This window comes from Fibrobacter sp. UWB11 (assembly GCF_900143015.1).
Classification (GTDB): Bacteria; Fibrobacterota; Fibrobacteria; order Fibrobacterales; family Fibrobacteraceae; genus Fibrobacter.
On record NZ_FSRT01000002.1, the window covers coordinates 213390 to 227506 of the forward strand.

At 48.1% G+C, this 14117-nt stretch carries 11 protein-coding genes; 1 reads left to right on the forward strand and 10 read right to left on the reverse strand.

The genetic code is table 11. The features are described 5' to 3' along the window. Positions 1-23: 23 nt before the first annotated feature. Entirely contained in the window at positions 24-1457 is a 1434-nt protein-coding gene (locus BUQ91_RS09505; RefSeq protein WP_074209077.1) for an AAA family ATPase, read from the reverse strand. A 252-nt stretch (positions 1458-1709) separates the two neighbouring features. Between BUQ91_RS09505 and BUQ91_RS09510 the strand changes: the two genes are divergently transcribed. Then, positions 1710-3725 (forward strand): segregation and condensation protein A, encoded by a 2016-nt coding sequence (locus BUQ91_RS09510; protein ID WP_074209078.1) that lies wholly within the window; start codon positions 1710-1712, stop codon positions 3723-3725. 15 nt (positions 3726-3740) lie between these two features. Here BUQ91_RS09510 and BUQ91_RS09515 read toward each other — a convergent pair whose 3' ends face one another. The 9 genes from BUQ91_RS09515 to BUQ91_RS09555 form a co-directional block, all read right to left on the reverse strand. Next, positions 3741-4373, reverse strand: coding sequence for a GNAT family N-acetyltransferase (locus BUQ91_RS09515; protein WP_074209079.1), 633 nt, complete (start codon positions 4371-4373; stop codon positions 3741-3743). A 93-nt stretch (positions 4374-4466) separates the two neighbouring features. Next, on the reverse strand, positions 4467-5315 hold the full coding sequence (locus tag BUQ91_RS09520) for a TIGR02172 family protein (protein ID WP_074209080.1): 849 nt from the start codon (positions 5313-5315) through the stop codon (positions 4467-4469). 11 nt (positions 5316-5326) lie between these two features. After that, on the reverse strand, positions 5327-6184 hold the full coding sequence (locus tag BUQ91_RS09525; protein ID WP_074209081.1) for a TIGR02172 family protein: 858 nt from the start codon (positions 6182-6184) through the stop codon (positions 5327-5329). 196 nt (positions 6185-6380) lie between these two features. Next, positions 6381-7097, reverse strand: a complete 717-nt coding sequence (locus BUQ91_RS09530; protein WP_074209082.1) for a zinc metallopeptidase — start codon at positions 7095-7097, stop codon at positions 6381-6383. A 95-nt stretch (positions 7098-7192) separates the two neighbouring features. After that, positions 7193-8374 carry an ABC transporter permease gene (locus BUQ91_RS09535; protein WP_074209083.1) on the reverse strand — a complete coding sequence of 394 codons (1182 nt, stop codon included), beginning with the start codon at positions 8372-8374 and terminating at the stop codon, positions 7193-7195. Further along, complete coding sequence (locus BUQ91_RS09540) at positions 8367-9584, reverse strand: ABC transporter permease (RefSeq protein WP_074209084.1); 1218 nt, start codon at positions 9582-9584, stop codon at positions 8367-8369. The genes BUQ91_RS09535 and BUQ91_RS09540 overlap by 8 nt, the downstream gene beginning before the upstream one ends. 19 nt (positions 9585-9603) lie before the next feature. After that, complete coding sequence (locus BUQ91_RS09545; protein ID WP_074209085.1) at positions 9604-10602, reverse strand: HlyD family secretion protein; 999 nt, start codon at positions 10600-10602, stop codon at positions 9604-9606. After that, positions 10602-12254: a TolC family protein gene (locus BUQ91_RS09550; RefSeq protein ID WP_074209086.1), complete on the reverse strand. Its 1653-nt coding sequence runs from the start codon at positions 12252-12254 to the stop codon at positions 10602-10604. Before BUQ91_RS09550 ends, BUQ91_RS09545 begins: the two co-directional genes overlap by 1 nt. 126 nt (positions 12255-12380) lie before the next feature. Continuing rightward, entirely contained in the window at positions 12381-14102 is a 1722-nt protein-coding gene (locus BUQ91_RS09555) for a lamin tail domain-containing protein (RefSeq protein WP_074209468.1), read from the reverse strand. Positions 14103-14117: the final 15 nt, after the last annotated feature.

Genomic DNA, 14117 nt, shown 5'->3' on the forward strand with positions numbered 1-14117 from the left:
GGCGACGCTTTACGGGAAAAACTTTATACCGTATTCCCCCTGAACAAATCTTCCATCGTGATTTCTTGTTGTGCAACGCTGTTGGCACCTTCGTCAACACCGTAGGTAGTTACCATTGTAGGAACAATGGCGTACTTGGTTTTCGTTTTGGCACGGAATAGTTCGGCCCTGTCGCGAATGTAGTCGGCGTATTCTGCCGTCATCTGATACTTGCCCATAGCGAATTTAATTTCGCACAAGTTTATTGTCCTATCGGCTCTTGAAATAACCAAGTCAATTTGAGCACCTTTTTCAGAATCGCTTTTCGGCACATATCTCCACGCAGACACTTCCGTCGCAACGCCAGCAATACCCAGTTTCTGCTTTATCGCATCGACATGCGTCATGCAGACAAGTTCAAAAGTCTGTCCAAGCCAAGTTTCTACGCTATGCGAGTTGAAATGTTTACTCCACCATTGTTCATCAAGAGAGTTATTCGCCTGCACATACTTGAAATAAAAGAGAGTATAAAAATCAGACAACCGATAGATGGCGTCCTTGACCTTGTTACCAAGCTGGCTATATCGCAAAACAAAATCGCATCGTTCAAGGTTCTTCAGCACGGCTGTCAGTGTTTTGCCATCAAAATCGACCTTTTTGTCTATTTGGGAACGAGTCAAGCCTTCCTTATGGTTTGCCAACAATTGAGCCACTTGTACATAGTAATCCGCATGGGCGAACAACGCGTTATACAGTTCGTCAAATTCAATTTTCAGTAGTGCGTTTTTACGGAAGAAAAGACGGTCGATGTTTTGGACAAGGCTCAAACGAGTGTCCAGCAAGCTCCAGTAAAACGGGACACCGCCCAAAATCATATACGCTTGGAGAATCTGGTATCTGTCCCATGCGCATTTCCTGGCACGGAGGTATTGTTCCGATTCATAAAGCGTAAAGGGATTCAGATAAATGCTGTTCGTAATGCGGCAATGCAACCCACCTTGGTTTTCAACGAGTTTGTCGATCATCCAGCTGGTTGCGCTACCTGTAGCAATAAACAATATATCTTTACGGCGTGCGGCCCAACCATTCCAAAAATTCTCGAACTCTTCAATAAAATCCGATTTTGGGGTATCTATCCAGGGCATTTCGTCAAAAAAAATGACCTTTTTATGGTCACTAGACTGAGACTCGATCCATCCAGTTAATGAATCGAACGCATCGGACCAGTCGGTAAACACAGGTAATTCCGGCAAATGCGCATAATGTTTGATGACCTTTGCGAAATTACGCAATTGCTTTTTCACGGTTAGATTGTGACCGCCGACAAAAGAAAAGTCGTATTGACGGTTGAAGAATTCTTCGACAAGGAAGGTTTTGCCTACTCGGCGACGACCATAAACAACAACAAACTCCGACTGGTCACTTTTTAGGCACCGGTCGAGCTCCCCTATTTCACGATTTCGTCCAATCAGGTTCATCGGAATCCCCCATGTTGTTTTTTTTTTCAAAATATATAAAAATGAATCATATATTTCCCCAAAAGCGATATTTTTTACGAGATTTTAGGAAATTATCCATCAAAAATAGCAGATATTTCCCCAAATCTCAAAATTTTAATGAGATTTGGGGAATTATTATTTTTGGACATTATTGGACATTTTAATGGACGTACACAACGGCTGGTCGCTATTCGCCTAGCTCCCCTCTTCTAATTTCTATATTATACTTCAATGGTTGATTCCGAAGTTCTTGAGCAAGAAGACTACGAAGTAAAAATCGGTTCGTTTAACGGGCCGATGGATTTGCTTGTCTATCTCGTTCAGAAAAAGGAAATGACGCTGGACCAGATTCCCATTGCAGAAATCGCAGACGACTTTCTCAAATGGGTGAACGAGTATTCCGAAACAGATCTTTCCAAGGCTGGCGACTTCCTGTTTATGGCAAGCCGCTTGATGGCGCTCAAGGTGCAGGAGTTGCTCCCGGCCGAAGAACGCGATCCGGAGATGGAAGAGGAATACAACGAAGACCGCGAAAAGCTCATGAAGGAAATGTTGGAATACCAGCGTTTCAAGCAGGTGGCTAGCGGTCTCCAGGAAATGGAAGCGAAAAACTTCGGTACGTATTCCCGTGGGCGTCTTGAAAAAACGCAGAGCGACGACGACACGCTCGCCGATGCAAACATTTGGCAGCTTTTCCGCGCCTACCAAAAGAGCTTAAAGACAAAGATTTCCGAGACGATTCACCATATTGAATTGGACTACGTGACGATTCAGGACCGTCAGCAGGCAATCAACAACTTCTTGAATGTGCATGGTCGTGCGCTTTTCGAAGACTTGCTCGACAACGATTCACATCCGATTGTCGCAGCGGTGACGTTCATGGCAATGCTCGAAATGATCAAGACGGACGATATCGTTTTCCGTCAGAGTGAACTTTTCGGACCGATTTGGATTTACCGCAAGAAGAACAACCCCGAGTATGCCGACGAAATGGCACACGAGACCGTGTTCTTCAGCAAGGATCCCGAAGTCAAGTCGGGACTCGTGGATACCATCCGCAGCCAGGCGATTGCACGTTCCAAGGAAAAGAGCGTGGGCGACCTTGCCGCGACGATGCGCGAGGCCGTCCTTTGGACGGAGCGTGGCAGGAACGTTACGGACGAAGACCTCAATGCCATGCTCGAAGGTCGCGAAGATATTTCCGAAGTGCAGGACAATCCGTTTGCAGATATGATTGCGGAAGCAGATGCTGCCGAAGGCGCAATGCAGGCAGCAAGCGCGCCAGACGCAAACGCACAAACGCCGGCACAAGATGCAGCGCAATCTAGCGATATGCAGTCTGCATCAGCATCGGCGCAGTTTAGCGAAGCGCAGCCCACAACTCCGGAAAACGTCGAAGCTGTACCGGGTCAAGACACCGCGCAGTCCACAGAAGCATCCACAATCGAAGACGCAGCCATCCCGACAATCGAATCTGGCGCATCTCGTAGCGAAGCGGACTCTGAAGCCGACGTAGGAACAAAGTCAAACGCAAGTGTTCTCGAAGACATTGTCGAAACGTCACATGTCATTGAACCGGCTCACTCATTCGAACCGGTGGATGAATCTGATGAAGTCGAAGAACTTGACGAAGATGAAGGTGAATCCGCGGACACAATTGTTGCAGGCAACATAAACGATGTTCAAGGTTTGAACGAACAAGCGGTCCAGCAGATGAGCGATGAAGAGTTTGCCGCCTTTATGCAGAAGGCACAGGCTTTCTACAACAACGCAAGTTCCGCGCAGTCAGCAACTCACTCTGCGCAGTCCGCAACATCCGCTCAGTCAACATCCGCGCAGCCAAGCTCCGCGGCATCTCGCAGCACGTCCTCTTACGATTCATACAAATCCAGCGCTTGGGACGAGCCCGCACCGGCGGCAGTTCAATCAGTTCAAAAAGAAGAGCCCGAAGAAGACAAGTATTCATCTTACAGTTTCGGCAACGAAATGACTGACGAAGAATACATTGCCTACTTGAACCGCAGCGCCCGCTCAAGCCGCAAGGAAGAATCAAAGTCAGCGGCATCCACATCAAGCGCAGCTCCCGAGAAGTCCGCAACTTCCGAGAAACCTAAGAAAAAGTCCTTTATGCCCGAAGATGACGAAGGCGGAATGACCGACGAAGAATACCAGGCTTATCTCGCCGAGCATGGCGACGATGATGAAGACGAAGAAGGCCCCGTTGTCTACGGAGCCGGCAAAAATTAATTTTTATTGATAGCGCTAAAGCGTTTTTTTAACGCTCCAGCTTCTCATTTTCAAGCCATCTCGGACAGCAATATCGCGTTCATCAAAAACCTCAAAATTATTCTTCTTATAGAACGCAAGATTTTTCTCTGAGTTTGTGAACAAAGTCAGTTGCTTACCTCCATGTTCACGAATGTATTCTTCCATAAACGCAACAAGCTGTGTACCAACACCCTTTCCTTGATATGGCGGGTCCACTGTCAACGAACTGCAATACCAAATATTTTCGCCATTGTGCTGGTAATCATGACATGGAGTCCCTGCTGTTTCATCCATATTAACCCAAGCATTCACACGTTTTATGCCTGCGCTAAAATAGACATTCCACCAGCCATGAAGTAGGAACTGTAAATCCGACGGTCTCTTGTAATGCGGATCTTCGAGCACAGTCAAGCCTACAATTTTCCCGTCTACTTTAGCCATCAAGAAATGCGACTTTTTCAAAATCGCGCGCCACGTTCCGTACAAAACGGACCGTATCACCTTATGCCTCAAGCCCAAATCCGGGAAAAAACTTATAAAGTACTCGTAATTCTCATAAGCTCTGACAGAAAGCGCCACAGCTTCATTGAGTTCCTCACGTTTCAGCACTCCAAATTCGATTCCCATTACAAAGCTCCGTTCTCTCTACATAAAATAGAAACAATTCTAGCGCTATGATATGTTTTTCCACCATATATGCAAAATATATGCGAAAACATGCTATCCAAATAATTTAGCGATATACGGGTAGGCTTCATCCGGCAAAGTGAAATGCTTTGCGATATAGAACATATAAGGAATCTTGACTGCTGCAAACGGCAAAATCCGTTTCGTGGCTTCCGCGATTTTCTGCGGGTCCGTCGTTCCCAAATAAGCAGAGAAGAAAATGTTCCAATGAGCCAAAAGTTCTTCTTTATTCATGTGGAAAACAAGATCCGCCTTTTGCTCATCCATTCTGTTCGTCATGCTCCACAACATTCCCAAATCCCAACCAGGGTCACCATAGCCGAAATCGCCCATATCAATCCAAAGTGTTCGCTTTCCATCGGTAATGACATTGCTGATTTGCAAATCGCCATGAAGGCAAGTCGGGGTGTCGGGAACCGTATCGATAAAAGCCAAGGCCTTTTGCTTGTAAAAGTCAGGAACTACAGCCTTTTCAAGATAAAAGCGATGGAATTTTTCCTTTGTAGACACAAGCTTCGTCGTATCCGCTTTCGTCGAATGGAGTTTCTTAGCCATTTCTGCAAATATCAAAGAAAGCTCTTGCAAACGACCCGGCTCTTCTGAAATAATTCTCGAAAAAGAGCGCTTATTTCGGATAAGTTCATATTCAGCACCAAAGCGTTCACCATCCGTTATCAAGCGAATTGGTTTTGGAGTCGGAACTCCCAAATCAAAAGCTGAGCAAGATGTCAAAAAATCTTTTTTAGCACAGTCCGCTTCGAATCCGGGGTGATAAAGTTTCGCAATCGTATCGCGAGTCTTGTGCGTGTATGCGATTGAAGTCGCACCTTCACCGGTCGCTACATAATCATCTAAATTGATTTTTTCAACTTCTTCAGACATAACAGCCTCTCTTAATAAAACTTTTCGACCAGGGAATGAACCAATCCTGCAAACAACTTCTTATAAGCTTCAGGAGTCGGCATCAAGATTGAACGGATACAAGCATCCAAAGGAGCAAACTTGCCAGCAAGAGCAGTGAAGGCGGAAATGTCCTTATTCCCCGTGTAGGCCTCAGCAAACGCATTCCAGAAGTTTTTCAACTGTTCCTGCGACATGTGGAAAATTTCCTGCGCTGCCGGGAACTGAGAATAAACTTGGCAAGTCATGAAAAAATGCCCTATATCGAACATTGGCGAACCGTGACTAAACCAGCCAAGATCAATCCAATAAGGTTTACCATCGGCAGAAATAATCAGGTTACCCATCTGGAAATCACCATGCAAGCAGGTTTTCTCGTCTTCTATACTCTGAACAAACGCCCGCAATTTTTCCCGATCATCATCAGCAACAAAATCAGACGCATCAATCCCCTTCAAGGCAAGATCCTTGCGGCTTGGGAAAAACTCCGTATCGCAAGGCGTTGCATGCAGTTGCAAACCCATCGAAGCAAGCAACTTAGCCATTTCACTGATACGAGACGGATCATCGGAGCAAATACGCGAAAGAGACTTTTTTCCCTTAATGATTTCTACGAGCTGACCGTAACCATCCCCCACACGCACCATATCAAACATACGAGGAGTCGGGATTCCCAAATCAAAAACATGCTGAGCGGCATCACGTTCTTGTTTTACTGTTGCCTCATCGCAACGAGGCGGGTTATTCACTTTCAAGAGGAAATCAGGATGACCGGGATGCACATAAGTTTTTCCGTTACCGCCCTCGCCCACCTGTGTCCAGGTACTAATATCAATATTCTGGTATTCCATTTTTGCTCCCTAGAAAATGTTTCTCCTTATAAAGATATCGCTTTTTCTTTAGAAAAGAACAAAAAGAATTTGGCAGATACTCCAAATTATTTGATAATAGCGAGTTTTATTGCGAAATCAACAAAAAAGCCCCGCCGAAGCGAGGCAAAAAAAAACAGGCGATCCCGGAACACAGTCCGGGATGACAAAGCAATCGTTAATCGTCGCGGCGGCCGCCGAGTAATCCGGCTCGATAAGCCCAGTAGAGCAACTGCAAAACAGAGGATATTGCAGCAGCAACATACGTGAGGCCAGCGGCAAAAAGCACACCCGAAACGGTGTTATATTCACGCCCTTGGGCAACAACTTCCATGCGAGCCAAAGCCTTCTTGGCGCGAGACGAAGCGTCAAATTCAACAGGCACGGTCACCAACGAGAAAAGTGTTGCAAGACCAAAGAGCACAACGCCGACAACCGCGAGAGATTGACCAAGCGCCTTGCCCATGCCCATGAGCATAATGCCGATAATCACAAGCCACGGGCCGAGATTGGAACCGATATTTGCGGCAGGGACAATTGCAGAACGGAGCCACAGCGGGAAATAACCTTCGGCATGCTGGATAGCGTGACCGACTTCATGCGCGGCAACTCCTGCGGCACTTGCATTGCGGCCGGAATAAACTTCTGGTGACAAGTTCAGAGTCTTGTTCAGCGGGTTGTAATGGTCCGACAAAAAGCCCTGGTGCTTGAGGATTTTCACATCGGTAATGCCAGCTTCCATTAGGATAGCCTTGGCAACATCGGCACCGGTAAGGCCGCTAGAAATCGTGACTTTTTGGCCAGCAGCAAAACGCGTTTTGACCAACAGAGAAACCGCGCCCGAAAGGACGAGCGTGATTACGAGAATTCCCATGTATAAAGGATCGAACATCATAATTTTAGTTCCTTAATTTCACTATTCAATTTACAAAAAGAATGGCGAAAGCGACTGTGATTTCGTCACTCTTTTTTGCTTATTGTCGCCGATTTTTACATGTCGCCGGTGGTGAACCTGCTCTTGTCGCGCAAATGCGTAAGGAGCATGCCCAGCACGAAGTAGATAACCGCCTGTATCGCTAGTAGGTAAAGTTTAGGCGCCACATCGTAAATGTCACCGCCCATCTGCTCAATTGAAAGCCAAGCAGGTACCGCAAACGTGCTCGGCAAGATGTACGAAAATCCCACCATCCAGCTCGGCATCAAGTAACTTGGCCAGCTAAAGTTCGCAAGGAACAATACAGGAATGGAGAGGTTCAGAAACAACTGCATGCTCGATTCACGATGCAGGAATACTTGTGAGAGGCACATGCCAAAGTTAATGACCGACGCAAGGAACACCACTGCAAAAACCATCATCGGCAAAAGTTCACCACGCCGCGGGAAGTCAAAGACATTGTAAATGAAGCAATGGTAGAACAGAATGAATCCGCAATAATGCAAGAAGTACGCCAGCGAACGTCCTAAGTAACGATAGGGCAAACTTTCGTTCTCGACTTCGGAATAACGCTGGTTCCTGCGGAAACGACGATGACCGCGAGCACCGCCCATAATGCAAATGCCGATAATCAACGACTGCTGCAATATCACGACAAGCACACTCGGGACAACATAATTCGAATAGCTGCCGGTATTGTTGAACATAGTCTGAATCGAAAGCGGAATCGGATCGCGCATGGCCATCGCTTTAGCCGAAGGCACTTTTTTGCCAAGTGCAATCGCCTTGACTTTACTGACCGCGCCGACCGTCAAAGCGCAAGTCGAAAATGCAGTACCGATTGTACCGTGAAGCATCACGTAGGCGCCATGCGTAAAGATGTTTATCTTTGTCGGCTTCTTGTTCAGCAAATCCTTTTCCATATTCTCGGGAATGACCATGAAACCGAAAATATCTTCGCGGGCCATGGCGGTTTCTGCTTCGAGCATGTCGTTATAGACGGCCTTGACTTCGACCTGTTGCGTTGCAGAAGCCATTCGCGTCAGTTCACGGGACTTTGCCGAATGGTCCAAATCCACAATTGCCACCGGAACACGAGAGACCGTCTGGTTCATATATGCCGTCGGATAGTAGAACGCATAAAGGATACCAGCAACAACAAGCAAGAGCACTGCCGCAGGATCAGTGAAGAACAACTTCCATTCCGTCAAGGTTACTTTCAAAAGACGACTAATCATGTTTTCGCCTCCTGACTTTCTCCAGCACACTTTTAAACAGCGCATCTACGGTAATCTCGCCATCTTCTTCGACAACGACCGGCATTTGAGAATCATGCTTCAAGCGGTACTTCCAACGGAGAACCATTGTAAAGCACCCGAACAAAGTCCAGAAGAGCGCCATGCCAGCCATGAGCTTGACAACTTCCCAAGATGCAGCCATGCCGACATCGCCAAGAAGCATCATGGACTGCACACGGAGCACGTGAGTCAACGGCAACAAAAACGCAAAGCAACGCACGGCAAACGGCATAGCCATCACGGGGAACGTCTGGCCGGCAAAAGCAAACGCAGGGCCGCCAATCACGCCCGAAACGCCTGTGGCAATACGCATCACGCCAGTCACACCTACAAATACCATTCCCGCCCCCACGCAGCAAATCACCATCAAGAGTTGCGCCACGGAGACCATCACAAATTCTTCAAAGCCCATCGGCATGAGCATGCGATGCGTGTACGCATAACATCCCATGTATTCAAGCCAAAGAATGATAACGGCAGGAACAAATGAAGCAACGCCAAGCGTCACCCAGGAACGTTCTGCATACTGGTAAAATTCACGCACGCGCTTGTCGCGCAACGGGAACGAAGCGATATATACCGCCACAAGCATCGCCGCCAAGTGGAACATTGCCGATACAAGTCCAAGCGCTAGGAATCCCTGATAATTGCCTTCGATGTTACCAACCGAATGGATTTCTGTTTTTATAGGATCTTCAAACGAAGCCGTAAAAAGTTCAGAACCCACATCGGTGAGCACCGCACGAATTTCCTTTGTTGCAAACATGTTCGTGAGGTAATTCTGGCCGCTGGAATAAACAGGAATCACAGGCGCTTCAAGGCGGAGTGCACGGCGTTCCAATTCATTCGGAAACACGATAAACGTTTGCAAGTCTCCACGGATTACCGCGTGTTCACACTCGCCCATGTCATGGCAAATCAGCTTGACATCAAGCACAGGGCTAGACTGGAGAGCACGTTCAAGGCGATCGGCAAGTTGACTATTATCTTGCTTGACAATACCAATCGGGATGTGCTGCACGATTTCGCTCGAAAACATCTCCAGCATAAACACAGAGACGCCTACGGGGAGCACCGCAAGAATCATCCACAAAACAATCTTGTGGCCAAAGTAAATTTTCCCGATTGTCTTTAAAAGACCTTTCAGCACAATAACCTTCTATTGCAGCTTACTGAATATCGTCAACAGGGAACAGAACGCTCATGCCCGGGCGGAGATTTTCAACCTTGTGGGTCGGGCGCATACGGACTTCGAATGTCTTGAGGTCAAAGCCAGAGCTTTCCTTGGAGCTGCGCCATGTGGCATAGTCACCGACAGAAGCAATGTAGCTTACGACCATTTCGACAGTCTTGTCGAGAGCCGGAACCTGGAGATAGAATTTTTTGCCCTTGAACACTTTCTTAAGGTAATCTTCGCGGAGGTGGAACACAGCCCAGGAATCGTTCAAGTCCGTCACAGCGATAATCGGCATACCAGAACCAACGACTTCACCTTCTTCGGCAAGCTTGAGAGATACTTCGCCAGAAATCGGCGTGCGGATTTTGGTTTCTTCGAGGTAAGCATCGACTTCGGCATTTGCACCCTTCGCCTGCATCACGAGAGCGTTTGCAGCAGCCTTGTCTTCGCTACGAGCACCAGCAACGGCCTGTTTGTACTGGGCGCGAGCAGCATCGGCTGCGGACTGAGAAGCCTTCATCTGCGTTTCGGCTTCGTCGCGCTTTTGCAACGGGAGCACGCCTTCGTTATAAAGCTTTTGCACGCGGTTGTAGGTGTTCTTTGCAAGAGTTGCGGCTTCTTGAGCGCGGTCAGCCATGGCCTTAAGAGCAGTAATATCTTCACTGCGGGCACCATTGCGAGCCTTGCTTGCCTGAGCCTTAGCAGCACCAAGAGCACCTTGCGCCTGCATCTTCTTGGCTTCGATTTCTGGGCTACTGATAACAGCCACTAAAGAATCTTTCGTCACGACATCGCCTTCGTGAACGAGCAAGCGTTCGATACGGCCAGGAACCTTCCCTGCCACGAGCACGCGGCGAGCTTCCATCTGGCCTTGCAAGAACTGTTCGCGCGGTTGCGTTGCAAACTGTTGGAGTTGGGAAATTCCCATAATAACCAACACAATCAAAGCAATAACGACTACTACTTTTCCAATCATCTTTAACGCGTTCATTATTTATTCTCCGTTTCTAAATTTTGTTCGGCAGGCTGTACAACTTCACTGGATCCTTCGCTCTGCTCAGGATGACGAGCGGCGTCGGTTGCTGAGCTTTCCGAAGCATCGACAGGCTTTTCAACCACAAGTTGCTTAGACACAAGAACTGTACCCGCCGTAGAGACTTCGCCAGCGGCTTCGAGGAGTCCAAGCCAAGCAATAACGGCATCGTAATGAGCCTTGAGGTCAGCCACCTGTAAGCGAGAAAGAGCAAGTTCAGCATCCACAACATCAAGGCCTGTTGCAAGCCCTGCTTCATAAGCCTTGTTCTGGCTGCGCAACGCTTCGTCGGCAAGTTCACGCGTCTTGGCGAGGCTTACAAGCCTACCCTTTGCGTGTTCCAGTTCGCGCCAGCGCTTTTCGACCAGGAGCTTCAAGTTGTCAATAGTTTCTTCTTCGAGACTACCCAAGGAGCGGTCCATTGCCTTTGCGGAACTGACCTTTGCGCGGGTATCTCCACCCTTGAAAATGTCCCACTGCATCTTGGCACCAATAGCCCATTCCGGTTCCAAAATCGTCAAGTCCTTGGTGTAAAGTTCCTTGTAGCCAAACAATGCAATTGTCGGGAAATAATCGGCGCGGGCGGCGCTAATGGCGTTCTGGTTACGCTTGCGCTCAATGCGCAACTGACGGAGACCCGGATGTTTGTCAATAGCAAGAGCCTTGAATTCATCCATCGTGCGGATGCCTTCGGGCGATTCCACCGGCGTTGTGGCGGTAAGGCTCGTGTCCGTGTGCAAAAGACTTGCAAGGGCCATGCGGGCAAGCGACTGGTCGCGAAGAGCATCTTCGTAAGCGTTCTCGGCTTCGGCCAAGGCCACTTCGGCACGGAGGCGTTCGGTCTTGCTAATCTGACCACCCTCTTCGAGTTTCTTGGAACGTTCAAGATGTTCGGCAAGATCCTTCTTGGTTGTTTCGCGCATCACGACAAGTTCTTCGCACAAGCGAAGCGTAAAATACTTTGTCGCGACATCCATGAGGACGGTGTTCTGCGCCATTTCGAATTCAGCCTTGCGGGCGTTCACATTTTCCTTGGCGGCATCGTATGCAGAATAAATTTTGAGACCGGTAAAAATCGGCCACACAACACTAAGGCGAGCATTAAAGAACCAATCGTCCTGCACCTTCATGTTGAAATCGGCATTCTCTGCGGCCGAACCATACTTTTCCGCAGTCTGCTGGGCAAACGTTTCCGGAGAACCCGTGCCAAGCTTTTCCTTGAGGGCGTTTTCGGCATAAGCCTTTGCCTGGGCTTCGTTCCCCGTCTTGGCATAGGCGCCTTCGTAAGCCTGCTTATAGCCAGCGGAAGCCTTGTTGTAGGCATCGATATAAGCCTTGGAATAAGCGGCCGCACCAGCGACATCGCTCATTCGCCCAAGATCTATCGAAATCGGGTCATTAATTTTTGTAATACCCGCCGAAAGACTCACTGTCGGGAAAAAACGAGCAAAAGCTTCGTCCTTGCCACTTTGGGCAATATCAACTTTTGCCTTTTCAGCCTTAATTTTGGAATTGTTGGCCATGGCCATATCCAGCGCATCTTGCAAAGAAAGCGCTGCAGCATTACAGGCCACGCAACCACAGAGAATAAAAGCAAAGTACCGTTTCATAGCTACATTAATAATACAAAAAGATGTCAATAGTAGCAATTCCAAAACGGCGCAATACACTCATGTAATAAAAAAAGTTCCGACAAAATGTCGGAACTTTTGGCGTAAAACTCAAAATGAACTAAACTAGTTACCCGGAGTCGGTGCTTTAGCTTCCCAAGCGGTGTAGCCGTAGCCCGCCGTAGTAAATTCCTTACGGTTGAGACTCTTGCCCTTACCATCAGTATCTGTCATTCCAGCCCAACGGTCACTGTAGAGCGTTGCGTCAGAAATTTCATAATACCACTGTTTGACACCGCCATTTTCCACAAACGAATACGGCTTCTTGACGGCGACAGTTTCACCACGGTTCGAAAGCTTACCGGCATAGTAACATATAGGAACGGATTCAGGAATCGTATAACGAGCGCGGAGCAAAGCATCCTTTCCCTTCAAGGAGTCGTTAAATAGAACCATCTTTCCACCTGCAGGAATAACATCGGTAGCAGCAAATTCAAGGTTTACACCTTCAACCTTCCAGCCGTGCGGAGTGTTATTCACGCTTTCGACCAAAGTAACAGCTTCAGTTCCTTTATTTACAAGTTCGAGGAATTCAAGATCATTCGGATTGTTTTCATCTTCGTGATAGTGAATTTCGCTGATGAAAATAGGACCGGCCTTGAGAGCGGAGTTTGCAGCACCCGGAGTTTCCGTTGCCATAGCGCCCTGAGCTACAGTACCTGCAACCTGGACAACGCCACTGGACTGCTTACCCGCAGAAAGCAGCAAGCTCGATTCCAGACCCGTACGAGCGCCACCAACGACTTCGTACAGATAAATTTCATCGCCGTTATCGCTCAAATAGAGACCTTCGCCAAATACGGCAGCAGTTGCTTCAAGGAGCAAATAACCATTGGCCGGAACTACAGTATTCGTACCACCAATTGTCCAAGTTTTGCCCTTGCCATCGTTTTTACGCTTGGATACAAGTTCCCAGCCGGCAACATCAACAGGAGCGGCACCAGAATTGTAAAGTTCCACCCAGCCATCCTTATTAGCGGCAGCATTAATGTCATACGGCTTGATTTCGTTCAAGCGGACCGTAGAGGCATCAAGAACCTGATCGTTACCTACGCACGGATTACCATTGACAGCAACACTTGCGCCCCAAGAAGTCGGGTCAGCTTCGTTACCGGAGCCCCTATAAACTAGAGTACGCCCATTGCCATTGGCAAGGCTCGGCCAAGGAGGATTGTTGCTGAATGCGGCACTGACGTCACCTTCGCCCTTAAGCTTGACATCGACAACATCGCCTTCGTTCACAAGCTTTGCGACAGCTCCAGTCTTGGGATCATTATCCCACGGGCCATAAACTTTACAGCCGGCCGGAAGACTCGGATAAGTCTGATTGAACAAGGCAACATCGTTCGTGACGATGACATATTCGCCCGCTTTCAAGGAACCGGTCGGGAAATTGAAAGAAACGGCACCATCTAAGCGGAGATTGCTGAGCTGCATGTCCGTAATATCCGGGCCTTTCTTGATATAAACTTCAATCCATTCGAGCGCAGAACCACCCGCAGCGTTGTACATGATTTCGGAAACACCCATGTTCGTAATCGAACTATCGACGACGCCTTCGCCACTGGAGCTAGACAACACCGGAACAGGATTGTTAGCGGAAGACGAAGATACAACAATATCCGAAGAAGATGTCAAAACATCACCACTGCTATTCGGCTGTACAGCAGAGCTGCTCGAAGTATAACTTTCTGGCGGTGTTACGGGACTAGCGTCATCGGAGCAGGCAGAGAACATGCCGAGCACAGAAACACAGGTGCCAACAGCAAGCAATTTTTTAGTATTCATAAGCGCCTTCCTTGT

Bases quoted from the DNA above. Each gene is read 5' to 3' on its own strand.
- BUQ91_RS09530 (WP_074209082.1), bottom strand. From the start codon at position 7,097: ATGATGTTCGATCCTTTATACATGGGAATTCTCGTAATCACGCTCGTC.
- BUQ91_RS09545 (WP_074209085.1), bottom strand. From the start codon at position 10,602: ATGAACGCGTTAAAGATGATTGGAAAAGTAGTAGTCGTTATTGCTTTG.
- BUQ91_RS09550 (WP_074209086.1), bottom strand. From the start codon at position 12,254: ATGAAACGGTACTTTGCTTTTATTCTCTGTGGTTGCGTGGCCTGTAAT.
- BUQ91_RS09515 (WP_074209079.1), bottom strand. From the start codon at position 4,373: ATGGGAATCGAATTTGGAGTGCTGAAACGTGAGGAACTCAATGAAGCT.
- BUQ91_RS09510 (WP_074209078.1), top strand. From the start codon at position 1,710: ATGGTTGATTCCGAAGTTCTTGAGCAAGAAGACTACGAAGTAAAAATC.
- BUQ91_RS09520 (WP_074209080.1), bottom strand. From the start codon at position 5,315: ATGTCTGAAGAAGTTGAAAAAATCAATTTAGATGATTATGTAGCGACC.
- BUQ91_RS09505 (WP_074209077.1), bottom strand. From the start codon at position 1,457: ATGAACCTGATTGGACGAAATCGTGAAATAGGGGAGCTCGACCGGTGC.
- BUQ91_RS09535 (WP_074209083.1), bottom strand. From the start codon at position 8,374: ATGATTAGTCGTCTTTTGAAAGTAACCTTGACGGAATGGAAGTTGTTC.
- BUQ91_RS09555 (WP_074209468.1), bottom strand. From the start codon at position 14,102: ATGAATACTAAAAAATTGCTTGCTGTTGGCACCTGTGTTTCTGTGCTC.
- BUQ91_RS09525 (WP_074209081.1), bottom strand. From the start codon at position 6,184: ATGGAATACCAGAATATTGATATTAGTACCTGGACACAGGTGGGCGAG.